The sequence below is a fragment of the Sphingomonas sp. genome (assembly GCF_041661825.1).
GTDB lineage: Bacteria > Pseudomonadota > Alphaproteobacteria > Sphingomonadales > Sphingomonadaceae > Sphingomonas.
Map to the genome: position 1 here is coordinate 48,248 of NZ_JBAZTU010000002.1, position 21,095 is coordinate 69,342.

At 65.1% G+C, this 21,095-nt stretch carries 19 protein-coding genes; 10 read left to right on the forward strand and 9 right to left on the reverse strand.

Going from position 1 to position 21,095, the window contains the following annotated elements:
- Nucleotides 1-36: 36 nt before the first annotated feature.
- The 6 genes from WC729_RS07280 to WC729_RS07305 are packed head-to-tail and all read left to right on the forward strand — an operon-like array spanning nucleotide 37 to nucleotide 4,756.
- Nucleotides 37-486 (forward strand): acyl-CoA thioesterase, encoded by a 450-nt coding sequence (locus WC729_RS07280; protein WP_372851099.1) that lies wholly within the window; start codon nucleotides 37-39, stop codon nucleotides 484-486.
- 20 nt (nucleotides 487-506) lie between these two features.
- The gene (locus WC729_RS07285) at nucleotides 507-1,265 is read left to right on the forward strand and encodes an SDR family oxidoreductase (RefSeq protein WP_372851101.1); all 759 of its coding nucleotides are present in this window, start codon (nucleotides 507-509) and stop codon (nucleotides 1,263-1,265) included.
- A gap of 2 nt (nucleotides 1,266-1,267) precedes the next feature.
- On the forward strand, nucleotides 1,268-2,170 hold the full coding sequence (locus WC729_RS07290) for a 3-keto-5-aminohexanoate cleavage protein (protein WP_372851103.1): 903 nt from the start codon (nucleotides 1,268-1,270) through the stop codon (nucleotides 2,168-2,170).
- 8 nt (nucleotides 2,171-2,178) lie between these two features.
- The gene (locus tag WC729_RS07295; protein ID WP_372851105.1) at nucleotides 2,179-3,114 is read left to right on the forward strand and encodes an ornithine cyclodeaminase family protein; all 936 of its coding nucleotides are present in this window, start codon (nucleotides 2,179-2,181) and stop codon (nucleotides 3,112-3,114) included.
- On the forward strand, nucleotides 3,111-4,340 hold the full coding sequence (locus tag WC729_RS07300) for an aconitase X (protein WP_372851107.1): 1,230 nt from the start codon (nucleotides 3,111-3,113) through the stop codon (nucleotides 4,338-4,340). Before WC729_RS07295 ends, WC729_RS07300 begins: the two co-directional genes overlap by 4 nt.
- Nucleotides 4,337-4,756, forward strand: a complete 420-nt coding sequence (locus WC729_RS07305) for an aconitase X swivel domain-containing protein (RefSeq protein WP_372851109.1) — start codon at nucleotides 4,337-4,339, stop codon at nucleotides 4,754-4,756. Before WC729_RS07300 ends, WC729_RS07305 begins: the two co-directional genes overlap by 4 nt.
- 385 nt (nucleotides 4,757-5,141) lie before the next feature.
- On the opposite strand, the gene WC729_RS07310 is transcribed toward WC729_RS07305, so the two are convergent.
- Nucleotides 5,142-6,725 carry a M28 family metallopeptidase gene (locus WC729_RS07310; RefSeq protein ID WP_372851111.1) on the reverse strand — a complete coding sequence of 528 codons (1,584 nt, stop codon included), beginning with the start codon at nucleotides 6,723-6,725 and terminating at the stop codon, nucleotides 5,142-5,144.
- A gap of 96 nt (nucleotides 6,726-6,821) precedes the next feature.
- Here WC729_RS07310 and WC729_RS07315 point away from each other — a divergent pair, with 96 nt between their 5' ends.
- Both WC729_RS07315 and WC729_RS07320 read left to right on the forward strand, forming a co-directional pair.
- Nucleotides 6,822-7,442 carry an alpha/beta hydrolase gene (locus WC729_RS07315; RefSeq protein WP_372851113.1) on the forward strand — a complete coding sequence of 207 codons (621 nt, stop codon included), beginning with the start codon at nucleotides 6,822-6,824 and terminating at the stop codon, nucleotides 7,440-7,442.
- Entirely contained in the window at nucleotides 7,417-7,737 is a 321-nt protein-coding gene (locus tag WC729_RS07320) for a hypothetical protein (RefSeq protein WP_372851115.1), read from the forward strand. The genes WC729_RS07315 and WC729_RS07320 overlap by 26 nt, the downstream gene beginning before the upstream one ends.
- 98 nt (nucleotides 7,738-7,835) lie before the next feature.
- Here the strand turns inward: WC729_RS07320 and WC729_RS07325 are convergent, their stop codons facing one another.
- The 5 genes from WC729_RS07325 to WC729_RS07345 all read right to left on the reverse strand — a co-directional run bounded on the left by WC729_RS07325 (nucleotide 7,836) and on the right by WC729_RS07345 (nucleotide 14,202).
- Nucleotides 7,836-8,435 carry a hypothetical protein gene (locus WC729_RS07325; protein ID WP_372851117.1) on the reverse strand — a complete coding sequence of 200 codons (600 nt, stop codon included), beginning with the start codon at nucleotides 8,433-8,435 and terminating at the stop codon, nucleotides 7,836-7,838.
- A gap of 226 nt (nucleotides 8,436-8,661) precedes the next feature.
- A complete protein-coding gene (locus WC729_RS07330; RefSeq protein WP_372851119.1) occupies nucleotides 8,662-10,224 on the reverse strand; it encodes a hypothetical protein in 1,563 nt (520 codons plus the stop codon).
- 311 nt (nucleotides 10,225-10,535) lie between these two features.
- Nucleotides 10,536-11,399, reverse strand: a complete 864-nt coding sequence (locus WC729_RS07335; RefSeq protein ID WP_372851121.1) for a hypothetical protein — start codon at nucleotides 11,397-11,399, stop codon at nucleotides 10,536-10,538.
- Nucleotides 11,396-13,528, reverse strand: a complete 2,133-nt coding sequence (locus tag WC729_RS07340) for a GNAT family N-acetyltransferase (protein ID WP_372851123.1) — start codon at nucleotides 13,526-13,528, stop codon at nucleotides 11,396-11,398. Before WC729_RS07340 ends, WC729_RS07335 begins: the two co-directional genes overlap by 4 nt.
- Nucleotides 13,525-14,202 (reverse strand): class I SAM-dependent methyltransferase, encoded by a 678-nt coding sequence (locus WC729_RS07345; RefSeq protein WP_372851125.1) that lies wholly within the window; start codon nucleotides 14,200-14,202, stop codon nucleotides 13,525-13,527. Before WC729_RS07345 ends, WC729_RS07340 begins: the two co-directional genes overlap by 4 nt.
- A 98-nt stretch (nucleotides 14,203-14,300) precedes the next feature.
- On the opposite strand from WC729_RS07345, the gene WC729_RS07350 reads away from it, so the two are divergent.
- Nucleotides 14,301-15,053, forward strand: coding sequence for a hypothetical protein (locus WC729_RS07350; RefSeq protein ID WP_372851127.1), 753 nt, complete (start codon nucleotides 14,301-14,303; stop codon nucleotides 15,051-15,053).
- On the opposite strand, the gene WC729_RS07355 is transcribed toward WC729_RS07350, so the two are convergent.
- Entirely contained in the window at nucleotides 15,050-16,201 is a 1,152-nt protein-coding gene (locus WC729_RS07355; protein WP_372851129.1) for a glycosyltransferase family 4 protein, read from the reverse strand. The two genes, WC729_RS07350 and WC729_RS07355, sit on opposite strands and share 4 nt — an antisense overlap.
- A gap of 125 nt (nucleotides 16,202-16,326) precedes the next feature.
- On the opposite strand from WC729_RS07355, the gene WC729_RS07360 reads away from it, so the two are divergent.
- Nucleotides 16,327-17,547, forward strand: a complete 1,221-nt coding sequence (locus WC729_RS07360; RefSeq protein WP_372851131.1) for a hypothetical protein — start codon at nucleotides 16,327-16,329, stop codon at nucleotides 17,545-17,547.
- Between the two features lie 37 nt (nucleotides 17,548-17,584).
- Here WC729_RS07360 and WC729_RS07365 read toward each other — a convergent pair whose 3' ends face one another.
- The gene (locus WC729_RS07365) at nucleotides 17,585-19,186 is read right to left on the reverse strand and encodes a hypothetical protein (protein WP_372851133.1); all 1,602 of its coding nucleotides are present in this window, start codon (nucleotides 19,184-19,186) and stop codon (nucleotides 17,585-17,587) included.
- Nucleotides 19,187-19,253: 67 nt separating this feature from the next.
- Nucleotides 19,254-21,095, reverse strand: a complete 1,842-nt coding sequence (locus tag WC729_RS07370; protein ID WP_372851135.1) for a WD40 repeat domain-containing protein — start codon at nucleotides 21,093-21,095, stop codon at nucleotides 19,254-19,256.

Consider the following 21,095-nt stretch of genomic DNA (forward strand, 5'->3'; position numbering starts at 1 on the left):
TTAACCCCGCTTCGAGGCTGATCGAAGGGAGCGGAAATGGACGACGACGCGGTGGGCACGGCAAGCGGGATCGAGACGTTCCGCGGCGTCGTTTTCCCATGGCATTGCGACATGATGGGCCACATGTCGGTGCAGCATCAGATGCCGCTGCTCGACAATGCGGTCTATCATCTGCTCGGCGCGTTCGGCCCTTCGGTGATGGAACAGGGCGGCCGCCGCATCGGCTGGGCTGATGTCTCGCACGAGATTCGGTACCTGCACGAGCTCGTCGCGGGCGACCTGCTGATCCTCCGCTCCGGTATCGTCTCGGTCGGCACTTCGTCGCTGCGCCACCGCACCATCATGGCGCGCCGAACCGATGGGCGCGCCTGCACGATGATGGAGGGCGTGACGGTCCGCTTCGATCTAGGCGCGCGCAAATCCACCCCGCTCTCGGAGGAGGATCGCGCAGTCGCCGCCCGCCTCCCCGCCCCCGACCTTTCATGACCCCGAACACAGGAAAGACGATGGAAAGAATATTGGTCACCGGTGCCGGCGACAGTGTCGGCCGCGCGATTGCCGAGCGCTTTCTCGGCAAGGGCCACAAGGTCCATATCTGCGACATCCGCGGCGATGCCGTCGCGGAAACGCTCGCCGCAAATCCTGGCATGAGCGGCAGCGCAGTCGACGTCGGCGTGCGCGCCGATGTCGACCGGTTGTTCGATGATGTCCGTGCGTCGGTCGGCGAGCTTACCATCCTGGTCAATGTCGTCGGCATGGCGGGGCCCCGCGCGCCGATCGAGGAGATCGACGAGGACGAATGGGACAAGACCATCGCGGTCAACCTGTCCGGCATGTTCTATTGCATGAAGCGCGCGGTGCCGATGCTGAAGGCCAATGGCGGCGGATCGATCGTCAATTTCTCGACTTGCTCGACCCGCACCGGCATCCCGTTCCGCGCGCCGTACATCGCCTCAAAGGCCGGCGTCGAAGGCCTCACGAAGAACAGCGCGCGCGAACTCGGGCCGTTCGGCATCCGTTGCAACGCGATCCTGCCCGGCATCATCAACAATGATCGCTTCCGCTTCATCGTCCAGCGCAACGTCGACGCGACGGGCCGCAGCTTCGAGGAGATCGAGAACGACTATCTCAAATATGTCTCACTGCGCACCAAGGTCGAGCTGAGCGAGTTCGCCGACATGGTCGAATTCCTCACCTCGGATGCAGGCAGGAAGATCACCGGCGAGACGATCGCGGTCAGCGGCAACATGGAATGGGAAGAATAGAGATGACCGGCAACAAGACCATCCTCACCTGCGCGGTCACCGGCGGCGCACCGTTCAACCCGAAACACCCGTCGATGCCGATCACGCCGAAGCAGATCGCCGATGCGTGCATCGAAGCCGCCTCGGCCGGCGCCAGCATCGTCCATATCCATGTCCGCGACCCTGAAACCGGCGCCGGCAATCGCGACCGCGCGCATTTCCGCGAAGTGGTCGACCGGGTCCGCCAGACCGGTGTCGATATCGTGCTCAACCTGACCTGCGGCATGGGCGCCTATTTCCTGCCCGATCCCGATCGCGAGGGGCATATGCTGCCCGGCAGCGACGTGGTCGGCGTCGACGAGCGCGTGGCGCATGTCGAGGAGCTGCTGCCCGAGATCGCCACGCTCGACATCGTCACCAACAACCAGGTCGAGGGCCCGACCGACTATATCTATTTCAGCCCTACCCATACGCTCCGCGCCATGGCCAAGCGCTTCCAGGCAGCGGGCGTGAAGCCGGAACTGGAAGTGTTCGGAGCGGGCGACATACTCTTCGGCAACAAGCTGCTCGAGGAAGGGCTGATCGACGGCCCGACGATGATGCAGATGGTGCTCGGCGTGCAATGGGCTGCGCCGCACGGCGTCGATACGATCCTCTACCAGAAGGGACTGATGGCGCCCGGCACGCACTGGGGCGCCTTCGGCATCGGCCGCGAACAGATGCCGATGCTCGCCCAGACCCTGCTGCTCGGCGGCAATATCCGGGTGGGGCTGGAGGACAATCTCTACATGTCGCGTGGTGTCTGGGCGACCAACGGCCAGCTGGTCGAGCGCGCTTACTCGATCGTCAATGCGATCGGCGGCTACAGCGTCGCGACCCCGGCCGAGACGCGCGACATCTTGCAGCTTCGACAGCCCGGACGATAGGGAAGCTCATGCAGCGCTCGATCCCCTATCTCGACGCCGAAGCGGTCGAGCGCAGCACACCGATGCCGGCGCTGATCGCGGCGCTGCGCTCGGCCTTTGCTGAGGGACGCCATGTCGCGCCCGCGCGGCTTGCGGCCGAGATGAGCGAAAGCTCGACCCTGCTGGTGATGCCCGCATGGCGCGGCACCGACAGCCTCGGCGTCAAGATGGTCGAGATCGATCGGGAAGCGAGCCCGGCGGTCCGCGCGACCTATGTCCTGATCGATCGCACGACCGGTGCGCCCAGAGCCTTGTTCGACGGCGCGGCGCTGACCCGCCGGCGTACCGCCGCGGCCTCGGTGCTCGCTGCAACCTGTCTTGCCCGGCCGAATGCGAAGCGCCTGTTGCTGCTGGGCACCGGTGCCCTCAACGCGCCGCTGATCGAAGCCTATGTCGGCACCTTCCCGATCGAAGCGATCCAGATCTGGGGCCGCGATCCGGCCAAGGCCGAAGCGGCGGCGGGCGCTGCCCGCGCGCTCGGTTATCCGGCGGTGGCGACGCCGCAGATCGCCCCTGCCCTCGCCCGCGCCGATATCGTTTCCGCCGCCACCCTTTCCACCACGCCGCTCATTGCGGGCGACAAGCTTGCACCCGGTACGCATGTCGACCTGATCGGCGCCTTCCGCCCGGACATGAGCGAGGCTGATGGCCGCACCTTCGCCCGGTCGCGCGTGTTCGTCGACACGATGCACGGCGCATTGGAGGAAGCGGGCGACCTGCTTCAGGCGATCGCCGGCGGTTACCTTGCCGCGAGCGATATCCAGGGCGACCTCGCCGCCCTCTGCGCCGGTGCCCATCCGGGCCGCGATGGTGACGAGGCTGCCATCACCCTGTTCAAGTCGGTCGGCACTGCGATCGAGGATCTCGCCGCGGCTGAACTCGCCCTAGCCAGCACGCAGCGATGATCGCACTCGAGCCTATCGACCGCGCCCTGCTCGACGGCGCGCATGGCGCCGCCGCGGCGCGCGCGATGGCGATCCTGATGCGCTATGGCGAGGCATCGGGCGCGCGCCGTTTCGTCTCGGTCCAGTCGGCGCATATCGACGGCTGCCTCTATCACGGCCCGTCGAGCATCGATTTCACCCGCCGCTTCGTCGATCTCGGCGGGCGGGTGCACGTGCCGACCACGCTCAATGTCGCCGCGGTCGATGTCACTCATCCCGAATGGCATTGCGGACCGCCCGAACTGATCCCCGCGCAGAGCGAGCTGACCGAGCTGCACGAAAAGCTCGGCTGCATCCCCACCCTCACCTGCGCGCCCTATCAGCGCATGCTTCGCCCCCGCGTGGGCGAGCATGTCGCCTGGGCTGAATCCAATGCGATCGTGTTCGTGAACTCAGTGCTCGGCGCACGCACCGATCGGTACGGCGACTTCGCCGATCTATGTGCCGCACTCACTGGTCGCGTTCCGATGGTCGGCCTGCACTGTGACGAGAATCGCCGCGCGCAATGCATTGTCGCCATTCCCTCCCCCGATGCCGCCGCGATGCCGCGCGATCTCTATTTCGCGGCGATGGGCTATGTCCTGGGCCGCCGCACCATCGGCCAGGTACCACTGCTACGCGGGTTGCCCGGCGATACGACCGAGGACGAACTCAAGGCCCTTGGTGCGGCCGGTGCATCATCGGGCGCCCTCGCCCTGTTCCATGCCGAAGGTGTGACGCCTGAGGCAGATGAGCAGGATATCGATGGCCTGCCGATCCTCGCGATCACCGCCGAGGACCTTCAGGCAGCGGTGACCAGCCTTTGTCCGGTCGAACCCGGCGAGCGCGTCGCCGCGATCTGCCTCGGCACACCCCATTATTCAATCACCGAATTCCACGCGCTCAATGCTGCCGTACGCGGCAGAACGCCGGCGCCATCGATATCCACCTTCGTCTCCACCTCGCGAGAGATCGCGGCAATGGTCGAGGCCGATGAGAACTTCACCCCGCTGCGGGCGTTCGGCGTGCGCCTGGTGGTCGATACCTGCACCTATCTCGCCCCGGTGGTCGCAGAGCGAAACGGTGCGATCCTCACCACCTCCGGCAAATATGCGCATTACGGCCCCGGCAACCTCCAGCGTCGGATCGGCCTGATGACGCTCGACCGCTGCATCCGCTCGGCCGAACTTGGCACGGTGGCGTCATGACCATCGACGCGCGCGCGCTGACGCCAGGCCAGGCTTCCGGCACGATCCTCAAGCTCGATGTGCCGCTCAGCTTCTGGGGCGGGGTTGATCTCCACAGCGGGGAGATCATCGATCGCAGTCACCCCGACTGCGGCAAGCGGATCGCCGGCCGCGTCCTGGTGATGCCGAGCGCACGCGGTTCCTCTTCTTCCTCCAGCGCCCTGGTCGAGCTTGCGCGCTCCGGGCTGGCGCCGCTGGCGATTATCATGCTCGAGCACGATCCGATCCTGGTGATCGGCGCCCTGGTCGCAACCGAACTCTATGCGATCGACATCCCGATCGTGATTGTCGCCAAGGCCGATTGGTCGTCCCTGCGCGGTGGCACCCACGTCTCTTTACTGGTCACCGGCGACCGGGCTCGAATCAGCTCAGTATAAGCGCGGCTTTCGACCCTCTCACTATGTTCGGGCGAACGGAGAAACGTAGATCGCCCTAACCATCGACGCCGAAATATCGATCGATTCAACGTGCGTCCGGATCAGTGCAGCATAGCGTCGGACCAAGGTTTCGACTCAGGCCCTGCTCTTTCTCATGAACGGTCACGTCCCCGACGATGCCGTTCCCTGTTCCAGACGGGAAATTCCCTGTTATCCCGGCGGAATTCCCTGTTATTCAATAACAGGGAATCTTCTATTAAATCTATGATATAAGACGATAATTATGGGAGAAAATCGCCCAAAACAGGGCCAAAAAAAACAAATTCCCTGATAATTTCCCTGTTAATCGCCAGGAACAGGGAAATCCCGACGCTCCGTCCGGCCCCTATGGCTTGGCAAATTTCGCAAAGACACTGGTCGGCAGCCAGCTTGGCCGCACCGGATCATTGGCGATCTCCACCGCCAGCGCCGCCACATAGTCGTCGAGCCTGATCGCTTCCTCGCGCAGCACACCGGGCTGGTTCAGGTCGTCGCTAGGCGAATGATACCGGTTGGCGCGCCAGTCATGCTCGATCTCGAAGGCCTTGCTGCCCGGCGGGAAACCGAACTTGAAGGCGAGCGACGGGATGCCCGCCCGCACGAACGCATATTGATCGGTACGGGTGAAGCTGTTGCGATTGGGCAGCGGGTCCGGGATCAGCGACAGGCCATGCCGCGCTGCCACCGCGCGCGCCGGATCGCCCAGGCTGCTTTCCTGGTCGCCCTGCACCAGCACCGTCTCCAGCTTCCACAGCGGCAACGGCATGTCGAAATTGAGATCGGCAACGATCGATCCCACGGGCACGGTCGGACGGCGCGCGAAATAACCCGAGCCGAGCAGTCCCTTCTCCTCCGCGGTGACGATCACGAACAGGAAGGATCGCTTCGGCCGCGGCCCGGCCTTCAGTCGCGCGGCAATGTCGAGCACCGTCGCCACGCCGGAAGCATCGTCCATTGCGCCGTTGTAGATGCGGTCTCCGTTGATCGGCGCGCCGATGCCGATATGGTCCAGATGGGCCGAGACGACGACATACTCCTTGCTCAGCACGGGGTCCGAGCCCTTCAGCGTCGCGACGATGTTCGGCGAGGTGAGCAGGCGCCGATGCGTGACGATCATTGCCTTCAACCGCAACGGTAGCGCGAACGTCGGTATCTTCGCGGACTGATCGGACGCTGCTGCCAGCTCAGCAAAGCTATGGCCCGTTCCGGCGAACAACCGCTCGCTCTGTTCGGGATCGAAGCTTGCGGTGAGGAAACCGTTGGGCGTCTCGCGGAGCGGCCCGTCCGCCAGATACATGCCCGGCGCCGGCGACAGCAGCTTCTGCCGTTCCCATGGTATCTCGATCTGCTTGGGCGGAGTCAGCGTGATCAGGCCGACCGCGCCGGCCTTGCCGAGGAAGGCGGTCCGGTCGGATCGATTGCTCGCCTTGACCGGTCCCGGAATGTCCCCCGGCCCGCCGGCGATGGCGACAGCGATCTTACCCCTGAGGTCGAGGCCGGCAAGATCGTCATGCCCCTTGGCGGGCAAGTTCAGCCCATAGCCGATGAACACCAGCGGCGCATCGACCATCGCCGGACGCGGGCCGCCGCCCGAGGAGATCAGCATATCCACGCCGAGCTCGAGCGACATCACCTCGCCCTTCGCGCCGATCAGTTGTGCTGACGAGGCGGAATAATCCACCCGCTGCTCCTCGAAAGCGACATCCTGCCGGAAACCCGTGTCGCCCGCCGGGGTCAGCCCGATCGCGCGCAGCCGGCCTTCGACATAGTCGGCCGCGCGGAGATAGCCGGCCGATCCGGTCTCCCGTCCCTCATTCGCATCGTCGGCAATGGTCGCGATGTCCGCCCACCATTGATCTGCCCGGGACAGCGTGGGCGAGGATGCCGCGGCAAGCGACAGCAGGGCGAGCGAAGCAAGAGCGCGGATCATTGAGCAGGTGTAACTTTATGCATCGAGGGCCGTCCAACGCTTAATTGACATGTCCACACAGATTATACAGTTTGGCGAAAATTAGGGGAGGCGCAAGTGATCTGGCAACGTCTATCGGTAATCGCTGCGCTCATTGCGGGGTTTTCGCCCGCGCAGGCACGTGCGCAGACCACCCCGGCGTCCGCCCCTTACGTCATGCCACGCTCCGAAGTGCAGGCCATGATCTCGAAGGCCGGCGCCCCCTATCGCATCTACATCGCGTTGCCCGAGGCGCCGCCGCCGCCGCACGGCTATCCGGTGCTCTATCTGCTCGATGGCGACGAGAGTTTCGCAGCGACCGCGGAACTGGCCAACCGCTTCGGCCGCTATTGGGCACTTGAGCCCGGCATCGTCGTGGCGATCGGCTATCCCTCGGCGTCGCGACGATCGCTCGACTACACGCCAAAGGGCGATCCCGGTCCCGACGTGCCGGCCACGCGCCCGACGGGAGGTGCCGATGCCTTCCTGTCCTTCGTCGCCGACGAGTTGGTCCCGACGATCGACGCCGCGTACAAGACCGATCACGGCCGCCGGGACCTTGACGGGCTACAGCCTGGGCGGATTGTTCACCCTCCACACCTTGTTCAACCGGCCCGAGCTGTTCCGTACCTATGTCGCGGCGAGCCCTTCCATTTGGTATGCCGACAGGGCAGTGCTCACCGCCCTCCCCGCCTTTGAGAGCCGGATGCGCAAGGGCGGGCAGAAGGTGGATCTGTTCCTCAGCGCTGGCCAATATGAGCAATCCCCCGCCCCCGGCATGGAAAACGATCCGGCTTGGCTCGAGATCGCGGCCTTCAGCCTCAAGGCGCGCATGGTGGACAATGCGCGCGAACTGGCGGGCCGGCTCGCGCCGCTCCGGGGCGCCGGCCTCTCCATCGATTTCGCTGTGGTGCCGGGCGAAACCCATGCGACCGGCGATTTCCCCGCGATCCGCGAAGCACTCCGGCGGGCCTTCGGGAAAGCGCAGCCCTAGGGACACGGGCTTGTCGCGACGCCGTCAACGACCTTGTCGCCTTCCTCGAGGGCTGGCCTTGTCCAAGCGGACGCTTGCCTGGGAGCGTCCGGGCCGGCTCATCTCAAGGTGAAGTTCATCGCACCCGCGAACCACCGCGCGCTCGTCGCTTCCGGTTCGATATCGCCGCGCTTCGATCGCGCGAATATGGTCAGCCCCACCATCGTGTTGAGCGCGGTACAGCCAGTATCGGACACCACTACCTGCGTGGCGCGCCCGCCCGGAGCCACCCGGACGGCGAACCGGACCTCGATATCGAACGACTTCTCGGTCTGGCCCGCAAGCTTGCACTCACCTTTCTTCAGCAACTCATCCACGGCTAGAACGAGCTGCGTGTACGGCAGGCGCCCACGAAGATTGAGGGCCGGCAGTTTCTCCCAGACCGCGGTGCCGATGGAGATGGATTGATCGGGCGCCGGCTGATCGACCTGAAGGGCGTTCTCGTACGAGTAATCGTCCTCGATGCGCCGCTCGACGCCTGAGCCATTCCAGGAACCTTGTGTGCGGCAAAGGATGCGCTGCTTCAGGATCGAGCCGGTTTGCACCGACTTCCGACACACCACCTTGCCCGGATTGTTGCGCGCACTCTCCGCCCGATCCGCAGTCTGGAGGGACGCCGGCGCCAACGCCAACACAAGGGCCGTACCGACTGCAAACACCTGGATCTCCGTACCGCATCCGCAAGTCGTTCGAGAAAACGAACGAAAACATACTCCTGATAGCCGCCGTTGCCACATTATGGGCACTGCGGTCTCGCGCAATTTGACGGTACTGGAATCGCGAGGGCGACCGTGCTCAACGCGACAGGGACCGCGCTCCACGGAGGCGGCCCCTGTTTTGCCCGGAGAGCGACTGTTTTGCAGGCCGCCCCTGTTGATCCGACAGCTATTTCTGGAAATACTTCTTGTTCGCCAGCCGCACCGCCGCAACCTGGGGCGTCGGCAGGCCCGCCGTTTCCGGTGTGAAGCCGCCTCCGTTCACCCCGAAGAACAGGAAGCTGAAATCGAACCCATTCTGGGTCTGGGCGATACCATGACAGCCCTGGCACCCGCCACTCGAGGTCAGGGTTGGGGCTAGGGTCGAGGCCCCGGTGTGATAGTCGATGACGTTCACCTGGTTGCGGATATTGGTCAGCGTCGGGACCTTGGTCTTGGGGTTCGGCGCGATCGGCGGGAAGCCCCGGAACAGCTGAATGCCTGGCTGGCTGCTCTCGACCACGATATTGGCCAGATAGAAGTCCCTGGTGGTTTCATCATTGGTCGGGACTGCCTGAACACCCGTCAGCTTGTAATATTGCCATTTGAAATTCTGGTTGAAGCCCGGAATTCCCTTCATCGCGGTAAGCGCCTGGCCGTTCACCGTCGCGACCTCAGGCACGGTCGGGACCGGCGAGGTCACCGGAATGGCCACCCTGCCGCCCGACACCGGCTTCGCGCCGGGGAAGCCCAGGGTGTTGCCGAGCGGCAAGGCCACGCCGCCCTGCACGCCGTAAGGCATCGCCTTCGGCGCCGCGGTGTTGAAGCCGATGTTCGGATTCTGCACCGTCTGGCCGCTGGGCGGGAAGGTCGTGGTGGGCGGAGTCGTGTAGGCGACCGCGCCATAGGCCGGCACATAATAGACGCCGGTCGGCTGCCCCGTGGTCTGGTTCGTGAAATCATCGACCTGTTCGAAGGTCGCGAAGATGAAGGAGGGATAGTTGGGCGTCTTGTGGATGATGTGCAGCGCGATGAGCGCATAGGGCACCACCTTCGGCACTGGTGCGGCGTCGGTGCCGGCATAGGTGAGCACGTTCGCGATATGATAGCGATAGCGCTGGTTCGACGGGATCGACGACACCGGGCGCCAGGCTGCCTTCACTTCCACCGTCGTGTTCGGGAGGGTGATTCCCGGGGACAGGTGGAACGGGCCGAACTTCGGAATGAAGCTCGCATAATTCTGGTTCACATAATTGGATTCATATTGGTTCACCTTGGCCTCGAACAGCACCTGAGCATCGGTGTTCGGCTGCGGCTTTCCCGGTGTGGTCGGGTAGAACAGCGTGTTCTGTCCGATCTGGTTGGCTTCATCCAGATTGTTGAAGGGAAGCGGCCCGCCGCCCGGCAGCGTGATGGTGCTGCAGAGCTGCGTGCTCGAGGCCGTCGTGACATATTTGGGAGGCGCGCCCCAAGGCTGCGGTGCAATCGGCGACGTGGTCGGGCCCGTCGGGGAACTGACTGCATTGCAGGGGAGCAGTTCGGTCCGGTGCTGATAGGTTTCCCAGACCAAAGGCCCGTTGCTGGCGCCGCTGCCCGAGGCCGCGAAGCTGCCGCCGGGCACGCCGCGAAGGCCATTTGCATTAGGCGATACCGCGGAGATGAACTCGAGCCAGGCGAAGGTCGCCAGATCCTGATGCGCGACCGCGCCACTACGGTAGATATCGCCGGGGATTAGCGGATTGGCGTTCGTCATATCCGCCGTCTGCAGAGTCCGGCCCGGTCCAACCGCTGGCCCGAACGGCGGCGGTGGCGGCGCGGCGGACGAAGATGACGAAGAGTCCTGAGCCACAGCGGCGACAGCCGCCAGCGATCCTGCGCACAGCAGCAAAGTAAGAGCCTTCATAACGGTCCCCATTTTAGAGAGATCGATAAGCGCCTTTAAATTCTGAAAATATCTATATTGCTGCAGCCTATAATGAGGCCCCACTGGCAGCAATCGAAGAAGAGGCCAGAATGGCTACATCCGCGAAGGAAACTCTTGCCCGATGGTAACCGGATCGGAAATCATTTGATCCGGATGCCGTCGACAGCGGCGATCCATCGGCCCGGCGCGATCGGCCAGGCGTCGACATGATGCATGCCCTTGCCGTTCCATCCCGCGCCCGCCGGGCCCAGGATCGGGCTTTCGGCGCATTCCCGCTCGGCATAAAGATCGGGCGTCAAGCAGGTGATCTCGAGCATCCGTACACCGCTGCCATAGCGCGGCCCGCAATCCTGCGCGAAACGGTAGAGCCGGCCATCGCAAGCGACCACGCGCCCGCCCGGCCGGGACCTGCTCCTGTCGCCGGTCAGCAGCGGACTGGCGGGATGTTCGCGCCAAGGACCTTCAAGGTCATCGGCGCAGAACAATGACAGCGCATCGTGGCTGGACGGTGCCGGACAGGCGAACATCCACCAGCGCCCCTCGAACCGGAACGGCGTCGGATCGGCCAACCGGCCCGGCATCAGATCGGCGACCGGCACCCAGCGAGTCGGAAACGGGTCGGCGCGGTAGAGACGAACCGCACCGGCATCGAGCGTCTCGGGGACCATGAAGACCTCGCCCTCATGCTCGAATATGCAGGGGTAGGACAGATGGAACGGTTCGCTCAGCGCGATCCCGCGATAGGTCCAAACGATCGCATCGGGGCTGCTCGCCCAGCCGATCTCGCCCGTTCGGCGGTCATGGTTCAGCACCTCGAAGAACAGGTGCCATTCCCCCCGATAGGGCAGGAGGAACGGGTCGGCGACAAATGCGGCCGTCACGTCGGTCACCTGTTCGCGCGTCATGACCGGGTTCGCGAGTCCGGGTGGCGGCGCGAGGTGAAGCGGATCGGGGCCCGCATAGAGACCGATCGACCAGGGGTCCTGGGGAAGCGCGTCGGTCATTCCAGCCGCCCGATCTCGCGGCGGCCGGAGCACCAGCGCAGCTTGTAGGTTTCGAGACCGCGGAGATAGTCAAACTCGGCCAGGCCCAGCGCGCACGCCTCGCGCACCGCGGCATCGGCCATCAGCATGCCGGGGGAATAAGTCGCGAAGTCGGCGACGAACCCCGCATTCCAATTGCCGAGACTATCGGCGCCCAGCATGCAGATGTTCATTCCAATCAATTGCTCCCCGGCCCAGAGCCCGAACAGCGGTGCGGTGCCTTCGCGCCACAGCGCCGGAAGCATGGTGGTGGCAAAGGCCCGCGCCGCGGGATCGCGCAGGAACAGGCTGCGCTCGCCAAAACGCGCGCGCTGCATCTCGAGGAAGAAAGCACCGAGGTCGACCGCCGTGTCACGCGCGGGATCGAGGCGGCGAGCGATGAGGCCGTTGCGCGCCGCTCGGCGGACGACCAGCGCCAGCTCGCGCCGGAAGCCCGGGGTCCGCGCGGCGAACCAGCCGTCATAGCCACCGGATAGGTCAGCAATCGGGCAGGTGAATTTCTTGTCGACGAGCACCGGCGTCCTGCCCTCGGCCGTCGCGCAGTTCGCGTCGGCGCGGATGCAGGTGAGGTCGAGGCGCGGGAAGTGGTGCCGCGCGAAGATCATGAGCCGCCGAGCAGCCGCCACGTCGCCGTCCGCCACGATCAGGTCGTTATAATCACTCAGCAGCGTGGCGAAGCGCGCCGTTTCATCCTTCGGATCCGAGACCAGGGGGAAAATGCCGGCAAGTCGCCCGGCTCGCCGAGCGGTGATCACTCGCGGTGATAGCTCCGGCCAGGCGTCGAGCGCCGCGAGATACCAGGTGTGCCCGCCAAAGGCACGGTTGCATCGCGAGCGCCCGATCAGCGCGCGCCACTCGGGCGCGATGGCCTCGACCGCGTCGCGGCAGTCGAGCAGCTCGCAAGCGATCCCGCCCGTGACAATCTCGAGGTCGGCCGAAACCATGTCCCGGTCAGCATGGATCAGCGTGACGACGCCCGCCACGGGAGGCTGGGGCTCCCCGGGCGGGGCGTTCCAGACAATGCGCTGGGCGGAAGGAAGATCTTCAATCTGCCCCCTGAGACGATCGTCGCGCAGCAGCGCCATCGCGGTGCCGCTCGCCAGCGTGTAGCGCCGCGAAATACCGTCGAGAAAACCCGTCGGATCGAGCACGGATTGTACCAGCAGGTCGAGCTGGCTGGTCCCCGTCGCCGCCCGACACATCAGATGCGCCGGGGGGCCGCCATGCAAGCGGGCGCCGATCTCCACCAGGGCGGGGCCATCCTTATCGACGATCACCTCGCAATGCCCGGCGCCGTGACGGATCTCCAGCGCATCCAGAACGCGCACGGCAAAGCCGAACAACATATCGGCCAGTTCACCCTGCGACGGCAGCAACTCCTTGGTGGAAAGGAGGCCGATCGAGTCGAAGCCCGGCGCCGGCTTGCCATAGGCCCACAGCGCCGCGAGGCGATGGCGCCCGTCATGGCTGACGGTGTCCACCACATATTCCCGGCCGACCAGGAACTCCTGCACCAGCACGGTCTCGTTGCGATAGCCGAGCCGGTCGATATGGTCGTGAACGGCATGAAAGGCGCGCGACACTTCCTCGCGTGTCGCGCACAGATGTACGCCGTCCGATCCTTTCGCCAGCCGCGGCTTGAGCACGGCGGGCCAGTGGCCGCCGGCATCGATCCAGGCCATGATGTCATGGAGGTTGCCGGATTCGATCTGCCGCGGCACCCGGACGCCGGACCGGCCGACCGCCTCGATCATGCGGGCCTTGTCGCGACGCGCCTGACTAAGGCGCGTGCCGTTGCTCGCCACGCCCAACGCCTCGCTCAGCCGATCGGCCAGCATCACGCCGCGCTCCGAGCCGGCGAGGACGTGACTGACCCCATGGTCGCGGAGCACGGCGACAGTTTCGGCGATATCGCCGTGCCAGAAGAGCAGGTCGCGAAAGGCGGTGGGATCGAACGCCGCGCGCGCTTCCGAGGGGACCTCCGCCGCGCTTCCCACCATCACCGCGGCAACGCCGTGCTCGGCAAAGGCGGGGGCGAGCATCGAGCCCGCATCATAAGGATCGACAATGGCGACCGCGCGCACTGTCACGATTTCCGGAAGGCCCCGCGCCAGACATTCTTGATCGGGTTGCCGTCCGGATCGAAGCTCGTTGCCGGCTCCAGCACAAGTTGCTCCCAATCGGCGAGCAGGGCCTCGCACGTATCGCGGCCGAGGAAGTGCATGGTCTGGCCGCCGGCCAGGACATAGGATCGGGCCCCCAACTGACGTTCGGGTGGCTGCACCGCGAGCCGCCGTTCGAGATCCTCAGTCGAATTGGCGTGAAACAGGAAAAGCCCGCCCGGCCGGAGGATGCGATCGACCTCGTCGACGATGCGGCGAAGCGCAATGTCGTCGAAACTGTGCAGCACCAGATTGCTGATCACCGCGTCGAACGCCGCATCCGCATAGGGCAATGGCATGCCGACATCGCCCTGGCGGAAATCGATCTCCAGCCCCTCGCTGTCAGCGAGCCGCTTCGCCTGGTCGATCGCGACCTGCGCGAAATCCATGCCCTCGACCTGGAATCCCCGCCGCGCGAGCGCCAGCGCGTCATAGCCGGTGCCGCAACCGAGATCGAATACGCGACGGCAATCATGCTCGTTCAGCAGCGGCAGGAAGGGTTCGAGCCATTGGCTCGACCGATCCGGCTCGCCCTCGACAATGATCCTGCGGAAGCGGGTATCCCAGACGCTTGCCGCGGCATAATGCTCTTCGATCGCCATGACAGGAAGAAGGCCCTTTCTCCGACACCGCGAGCGCGGCTACACTTCCCGCTCGAACAGTTCATGCCTTGTTGGCGCAGTCCTCCCTGGAGCGAAAGATGACGAAACCACCGGAAGCGGTTCGATTCATCATCTTGAATGCCACCAGAACCGGCAGCAATTTCCTGTGCACGGTGTTGAATTCTCACCCGGGCATCCTGTGCCATCACGAAATCTTCAACCCGCACGTAATCGGGGTCGCCCGGCATCTGCAGGGCAGCGATTTCAGGCTGGGCAGCATGGAAGAGCGGGAAAGCGATCCGGTGGCATTCCTCGACCGGGTCTGGCGCACGGACCTCGGGCGCGCCGCGGTGGGGTTCAAGATGTGCCTCTGGCAGCACGAACCCGCCTATCACGCGGTCGTGCCCGACGCTTCGGTGCGCAAGATCATCCTCAAGCGGCGTAACCGGGTGAAGAGCTTCGTGTCGCTGCTGTTGGCGCGGCAGACCGGGGAATGGGTCGTCTATGATGATCGCGGCGCACCTGCGCCCCGCCCGAAGGTCCATGTCGATCCGGCGGCATTGTTCGAGAACATCGCGCTGCACGAGCGCTTCTATGCCGAGACCGAGCGCGCGCTGCACGAGACAGGTCAGGAGCATGTACTGCTCTGGTATGAGGACCTGTTCTCTCCGACCGGGGTAGAGCCCGCCCTCGCCTTTCTGGGCGCCGAAGGCCGGCCCGCGCAGCCGGAAGGCCAGACCTGGAAACTGACCCCGGTCGCGCTGCGGGAAACCATCGCGAATTTCGATGCACTCAGCAAGGAACTGCGGGGCACCGTGCTCGAAGCGGAATTGCATGAGACCGCGCGCTAGAGCGATTCCAGATAGCGCGCGAAATGGCCGGCATCGGTCTTCGGCAAGAAGCGCAAGGCTGCTTCCCGGGAGAGGCTCGAACAGCGTCGATACGTCTCGCCGTCCGACAACAGGCCGTGCAATGCGGCCTGCCAGGGTGCGATGTCCTGCGGTGGCGCGGCATAGCCTGTTGCCGTTCGCCGGGCGGGCGCGACTGGCAGGATGAAATCCAGCCCGAGCTTGGCTTCCGGCTGGCCGCCGAGATTGCCCGCGAGCACCGGAATGCTGCGCAGCATTGCGTCGAGCGCAACATAGCCGAAGGTTTCCGGAACCAGCGACGGCGCCACCAGAATCCGGGTGTCTCGGAGCACGGCACCGACATCGTCGGCGGGATCGAGTATCGTCATGTTCGGGAGATGGGAGAGCTCCCGCAGAACGGCCGCATCGCCGCCCCAAGTCGGCACCGCGGCGAAGGGGGTGTCCGGAAAGAGCGCTGCCAGTTCGAGGAAGATCGGCAGCCCTTTGACCAGGCAGGGGTTGATCATCGTCACATAGCCGGAGTCGGGATGCTCGGGCGGCTCGAACGGGCCGTCGCCGAAGACCGGGAAGTGCAGAACGACCGAGTCCAAGCCCCCGAATTCCCGCAGATAGGCGCGGCTGTGTTCGCTCACCGCGACGATGCCCCACACGCGTCGCAAGCGCTCATGCTGCGCGGAATCATGGGTTTCCGCCTCCGGGCCGAACGGCAGGTGGAAATGGGTGTGGACCAGCGCCACCACCCGGTCAGGCGCGCAGGCCAGCGCGATGTCGAGCAGCATCGCGGGACGATCGTCGGAGACGAGGATCCAGTCGGGCTCGATCCTCCGAATCACTTCAGCGGTCCGCTCGGCCGCTTCGGGGGCGCCGAGATCGAGTGCCTCAACGCTCACGCCGTCGTGGCGATAGGACATGCTGCGCGGGCCGGTTTCGACCTCGATACCGCGCGCAGCAAGAGCCTCAGCGCTGAATCGGTCGGACAGGACCCGACCAGCGGCGGGCATCCGCGACACGGCGTGACAATCGAAACCGCGCGCGGCCAGCGCCGCCAGCAAGAGGCGGTTGGCCTTGTTGCCCCCGCCATAGGACGGAAAATACGCGGCATCCTGCAGCAGAAGTATCGTGGCGCCCATTGCCCGCACTAGGCCTTTGGCCACGCGCCGCGGTCAAGTCGGGTTACCGGTCAAAATGGGGGCATCGACTATGCGTCTCGCCCGATCGGGCCGGTAGAGTTCGGCATCGACCTGGGGAGAGACATGTGCGCGACCTGATCTGCGGATTGCTCGGTTCACCGGAAAGCGCGGGTGCAGGTGCGGCGGCGGGCCGGGCGCGCGACCTCACCGTATCGTGGCTGCGCTGGCATTATTTCGGCGAGATCATCGAGGATGCCGATCTCGGCACCATCCTCTCTCGCGCGCGGCAGACGGGCTGCCGCTATTGTCTCGTCCAAGGTTACGGCCATGTCGTCGCCGAGCATGCCGGCCCGAATGGGGGCAAGGCGCGCAGCTTCTTCGACGCGCTGGAGGAATGGACCGGCGACCATGAGTTCATCTTCGCCGGCGTGCCCGGCCGATGCCTGCTGGTCGATCTGGATGCGTGGACGCGGAACGGAGAGCCGGGCCTCGACGCCACAACGCCGTTCGGGCCCGGACTGGAAGGGCATCTGATCGACCTGCGGCCCGACCTCACCAACGCGGCGGGATTCCTCGGCTTTCTCGACGAGATGTCCGAAAAGGCGAGTCGCGGCGTGTTTGTGCTGAACTATGAATCCTATGACGATGTCGCCGAACCCCCACCCGGCTTCGCGGCGCCCGTGTCGACCCTCTATTGCGTCGCCGCCGGGCTGAAGCCCAACCGCATCCTCGCGACACATGGTGTGGATGCGGACAGCCAGGTCGTGTTCTTCGACTACAGCCAACAGGCGCTGGATTTCCGGCGCCGGCTCGACGGCGAATGGGACGGGCGCGACTATCCCCATTTCCTGCGCGGCCTGTTCGAGCAGCAAAACGGCGCACATTATTATCTCTGGCCGGGTGCCTCGCCGGACAACATGGATTGGGCCGAGCTCGAACGGCTATGGGCCGCCGAGCTGGCGCGCTGGGGTGGTGTGGAAAGCTTCGAACATCATTGGCAGCAGGTCCGCACGCTGAAGCGCGAGTATCTGCTCTGCAACATCCTCGAAGCCGACGCGCTGCTCGCGCGGATTCGCAACGAGCCCGGTGCGCTGATCTGGTGGAGCAACGCCTTTTGCACGATCTTCAGCGCGACGCATTACAGCCTGGAGCAGAAGCGCCGCATCTATGAGGACTGGATCGTCCGCCTCGCCGAGACCGCGCCGGACATCTTCCTCTACGGATCGGACCACAGCAACAGCAGCGTCAACGCCATCACCGCGGGCGACTATCACGACCGCTATTTCGCGCATGGCGGCGACCCCCTGCTCGCCCGCGCTTTCCATCGGCATTCGATCAGGTTCTGACCCCGCCGCGAACGGCGGGGTCAGGGTCAGGTAAGGATCAGCGGAACGTCACTGTGTTGGGGAAGACGTGGCTGACGCTCGTCCCCTGCGTTCCGTTGAAGTCGCCATGGCAGCTGAAGCAGTTGCTTGCCGTTGCTTCGGGATCGGGGTTGCCCGGCCGCACCTGCTGGAAGGTCTCCATGGTGGTGTTCGCCACGAACAGCGAGCCGATCTGCTTGCTGCCCGGCTGGGGCGGGATGATCCGGTTGCTCCAGAGCGCGCCGACCAGGAAGTAATTGGACAGCGCCTTGCCGGCACCACCCGATGCGGCCAGCTTCGGCTGGAGCGACTGCATCAGCGAGACGAGCAGGGTGTTGTTGAGCACAGCCGGATCAGTTGGTGACGGCGTTGCCGGCTGCTGGCTCCCCCATGGATTGAGGCGCGCCACGCTGGTTGCCGTCAGGGTCGCGCCAGCCGACACGACGCTGCTGTCGTCGCCGGACGACGCCGTCTCGGTGATCACGTCCGGTGCGGTCGTCGCCCCCTTCGGCCCGTTATAGAAAATCGAGGGCTGGCTGCTCGTCGTGCTGAAACTGACGGTGTTGAGGCAGGTCGTGCCCGATTTGCACGCCTTGGCGGTCGGATCGTAGTTCTGGTTGAGATAGGAATAGGTCGCATCGGGGCTGTTGAAGTTCGATTCGAACGTCGCCCAGACCATTTCCGGGTGATGGTTGACCGATCCGACGACATGCATGCCGACCATCGCCAGGGTACGCGTGACCATGGTCTCGCCGTCCCAGCTCAGCACCAACTGCCCCTTGCCGTTGAGCGACTGCGTGAAGGCCGGGACGTCCGACTTGATCCGGATGAGGCTGCCGGCCTGGGCGGTCGTGAGATAGGCAGTATCGACCCAGGCGCTCTTCACCTCGATCGCCAGCTGGCTGAGATTGGGAAGCGTCTTGCCCGAGGCCTTCTGGATTTCCTTGGCCTGGTCGAGCGTGATCGGGAAATTCGTCTTGTTCGGGCCGGCCCGATAATAGGGCACCTTGCGCCAATCCTCCTTCAGCGCGGTGAAGACGTCACTCTCCTGGATCGCATAATAGACGACCGGATAGGTCGAGAGGCCGGGCTTGCCAGGCGCAGCGATGGGCGATCCATTGACGACCAGCACGCCGCCGCCCGCCTGGCCGGTCGAGTCGGTGTCGCCCGCCGGGCCAGCGGCCAGGTTGGTGGCGGTGTTGGCTGATTTGAGCAGCAGCACCTTGGCCTTGTTGACGCGCACCCGGAACGAGACGTTGGACTTGCCCTGGGCATCGAGGCCGGTGCTGTTGACCAGCTGGAAGGCACCGGTGCTGACATCCTCGACCGCATTGTCGAACTTGGGCGAGAACATCAGCAGGTTACCGCGCGCGTCCTTGGTCGTCAGCCACAGGAACATCTGCGACGACCATTTGTAGAAAGCGCAATCGGACGACGGATCGAAGCTGGCGCTGTCCGGCGGGATGAAATTGCCACCGGCCTTCCAGCCGGCGAATTCCGTGCTGCTGACCGCGCAGAGCGGCGCGGGGCCGACCGGCGTCTGGGACTGGACGGATGATTTGGCGGCGACGCCCACGAACAGAAACAGGCACGCCGACAATAGCCATTTGCTCGGTTTCATTTCGTTTGCTCCTTCAAGAACCGATGAAAATCTGGGACGCTGACACGATTGGGCGATTGCTGCCGGGCTAGGTGCCGCCGACCCGCTGAGTCATCGCGCGGTAGACGTTGCGCACGGCGAGATCGGAGATCGACACGAGATAGACCCCGCCGTCATAGGAGGAGGCGACCAGCCCATCGCCACTGCGCGACAGCGAGCTGATGCCGTTGGCGGCGATGGTCTGGCGGGTAACCCGGCCGGTGCGCAGATCGGCCTTGACCAGCGCGCCCCAATAATCGCCGACGATGACGGTATCGGCGTCCCAGAAGCAGAGCGATTTGGGGGAACGGCGGCCAAGCTCGATCGAATGAGTCAGCCGGGCATCAGCCACGTCATAGACGTTCAGGGTGAAATCGCGCGACGCGCTGGCGATCCGGTCGCCCGTCGGCGAGATATCGACATCGTCGACGATCGCGGTGTGGCCGGGGAAATGGTTGAGGATCTCGCCGTCGAGGGTCCAGGAAAGCAGCCCGCCATCGGCGCTGCAACTGACGCCCAGCGCTTCGCTCGGATGCAGGCGGAGCGCCTTCACCGCACCGTCGTGCAAGGCATGCGCCTGCACATCGCGCCCGTCGGGCGAGACGCGGACGATGGCGCCGCTATAACAGGCAGCGAACATCGCGCCCTCATGGCCGGCGCACTGCGCCACCCGGATCGAATTGATCGGCCCCTGCCCCAGCGCCACCTCGACCTGGCTTTCCAGCCCGGCACCGAAGACATGCAGCTTGTGGTCGTGCGTCCCCGCGATCACCCGGCCCGATCCAGGATCTCGCGTGATCGCGTTCATCAGCCGGCGCCCGCCCGGCGGTGCGGTGCGCGCGACGAGGGCGGCCTCATGATCGGTCAGGCGGATCAGTCGCACCATGCCATCGTCGGCGACCAGCGCGACGCTGCCGTCCGATGCAGCGGCGGCCTCGTTGAAACAGGCATTGCCCTGGTCGCCCGGCGCACCGCCGATCTCGCGCAGGATTCGGCCGGATGCCGCATCCCATTGCACGACGGTGCCGTCGAAGGTGCCGGCCAGGATCGTGCAGCCGTCGGGCGACCAACCGAAGGACCGCTCCCATTTTGCAGCATGGTTTTCCAGATCGCCCTTGGGCGAAAAGGTTGCCGCATCCCAGATCCTGATCCGCTGGTCATAGGCGCAGGACAGGATGTCGCCATTGACCGGCGAGACGGCGACCTTCTTGATCCCCGATCCATGCGCTTCGATCGCGGCCAGCGCCGTGCCGTCGCGGCTGTCGAAGATGCGAATGACGCCGTCGTCGCATCCCAGCACTACGCGGCCGTTGAGCATGTCGATGGCGCAGGTGTCGGTTTCGGTCTCGAACGGCCCCCAGGTGCGGATCAGCGCGCCGGTGGCGAGATCCCATTGCCGGAGCGTCATGTCGTCGCCCGACGAATAGATCAGCCCATCGCGGCAGGCGACCGACAGCACGTCCTTCTCATGGCCCTCGATCGTCCGGCGGATGGCACCGGTCACGAGATCCCACACGATGATCCGCCGGTCGCGCGAGGCGGAGACGCCGGTCGACTCGTCGACAAAGGCGAAGCCCTCGACGTCGTCGCTATGCCCGCGCAGCACCAGAGCCAGCTTCCGCTCGCTGAGGTCCCAGACATGGATGTCGTAATCGGAGGAGGAAGAAGCAGCCCAGGCGCCGTCGTCGCTCACCGTCACGTGATTGGCGAGGTGCCGGTGATAGCCGAGCAGTTCCGCGGTGCCGGCATCCAGGTCGAACAGGGAGACCGCGCCGTCATAGGCGACCGCGACTGCCGCGGCGCGGCCTGGAATGGCGGCGACCGAGGTGACGGGCCCGCGGTGACGGGTGAAGCCATCGGCTGCGATCGGGGCAAGACTGGCGTTGAGCAT

What these genes read in the sequence shown, in the direction of transcription:
- WC729_RS07285 (WP_372851101.1), top strand. Translation starts at nt 507, where the DNA reads ATGGAAAGAATATTGGTCACCGGTGCCGGCGACAGTGTCGGCCGCGCG.
- WC729_RS07370 (WP_372851135.1), bottom strand. Translation starts at nt 21,095, where the DNA reads ATGCTCAACGCCAGTCTTGCCCCGATCGCAGCCGATGGCTTCACCCGT.
- WC729_RS07335 (WP_372851121.1), bottom strand. Translation starts at nt 11,399, where the DNA reads ATGACCGACGCGCTTCCCCAGGACCCCTGGTCGATCGGTCTCTATGCG.
- WC729_RS07305 (WP_372851109.1), top strand. Translation starts at nt 4,337, where the DNA reads ATGACCATCGACGCGCGCGCGCTGACGCCAGGCCAGGCTTCCGGCACG.
- WC729_RS07330 (WP_372851119.1), bottom strand. Translation starts at nt 10,224, where the DNA reads ATGACGAACGCCAATCCGCTAATCCCCGGCGATATCTACCGTAGTGGC.
- WC729_RS07300 (WP_372851107.1), top strand. Translation starts at nt 3,111, where the DNA reads ATGATCGCACTCGAGCCTATCGACCGCGCCCTGCTCGACGGCGCGCAT.
- WC729_RS07310 (WP_372851111.1), bottom strand. Translation starts at nt 6,725, where the DNA reads ATGATCCGCGCTCTTGCTTCGCTCGCCCTGCTGTCGCTTGCCGCGGCA.
- WC729_RS07345 (WP_372851125.1), bottom strand. Translation starts at nt 14,202, where the DNA reads ATGGCGATCGAAGAGCATTATGCCGCGGCAAGCGTCTGGGATACCCGC.
- WC729_RS07350 (WP_372851127.1), top strand. Translation starts at nt 14,301, where the DNA reads ATGACGAAACCACCGGAAGCGGTTCGATTCATCATCTTGAATGCCACC.
- WC729_RS07280 (WP_372851099.1), top strand. Translation starts at nt 37, where the DNA reads ATGGACGACGACGCGGTGGGCACGGCAAGCGGGATCGAGACGTTCCGC.
- WC729_RS07295 (WP_372851105.1), top strand. Translation starts at nt 2,179, where the DNA reads ATGCAGCGCTCGATCCCCTATCTCGACGCCGAAGCGGTCGAGCGCAGC.
- WC729_RS07290 (WP_372851103.1), top strand. Translation starts at nt 1,268, where the DNA reads ATGACCGGCAACAAGACCATCCTCACCTGCGCGGTCACCGGCGGCGCA.
- WC729_RS07365 (WP_372851133.1), bottom strand. Translation starts at nt 19,186, where the DNA reads ATGAAACCGAGCAAATGGCTATTGTCGGCGTGCCTGTTTCTGTTCGTG.
- WC729_RS07355 (WP_372851129.1), bottom strand. Translation starts at nt 16,201, where the DNA reads ATGGGCGCCACGATACTTCTGCTGCAGGATGCCGCGTATTTTCCGTCC.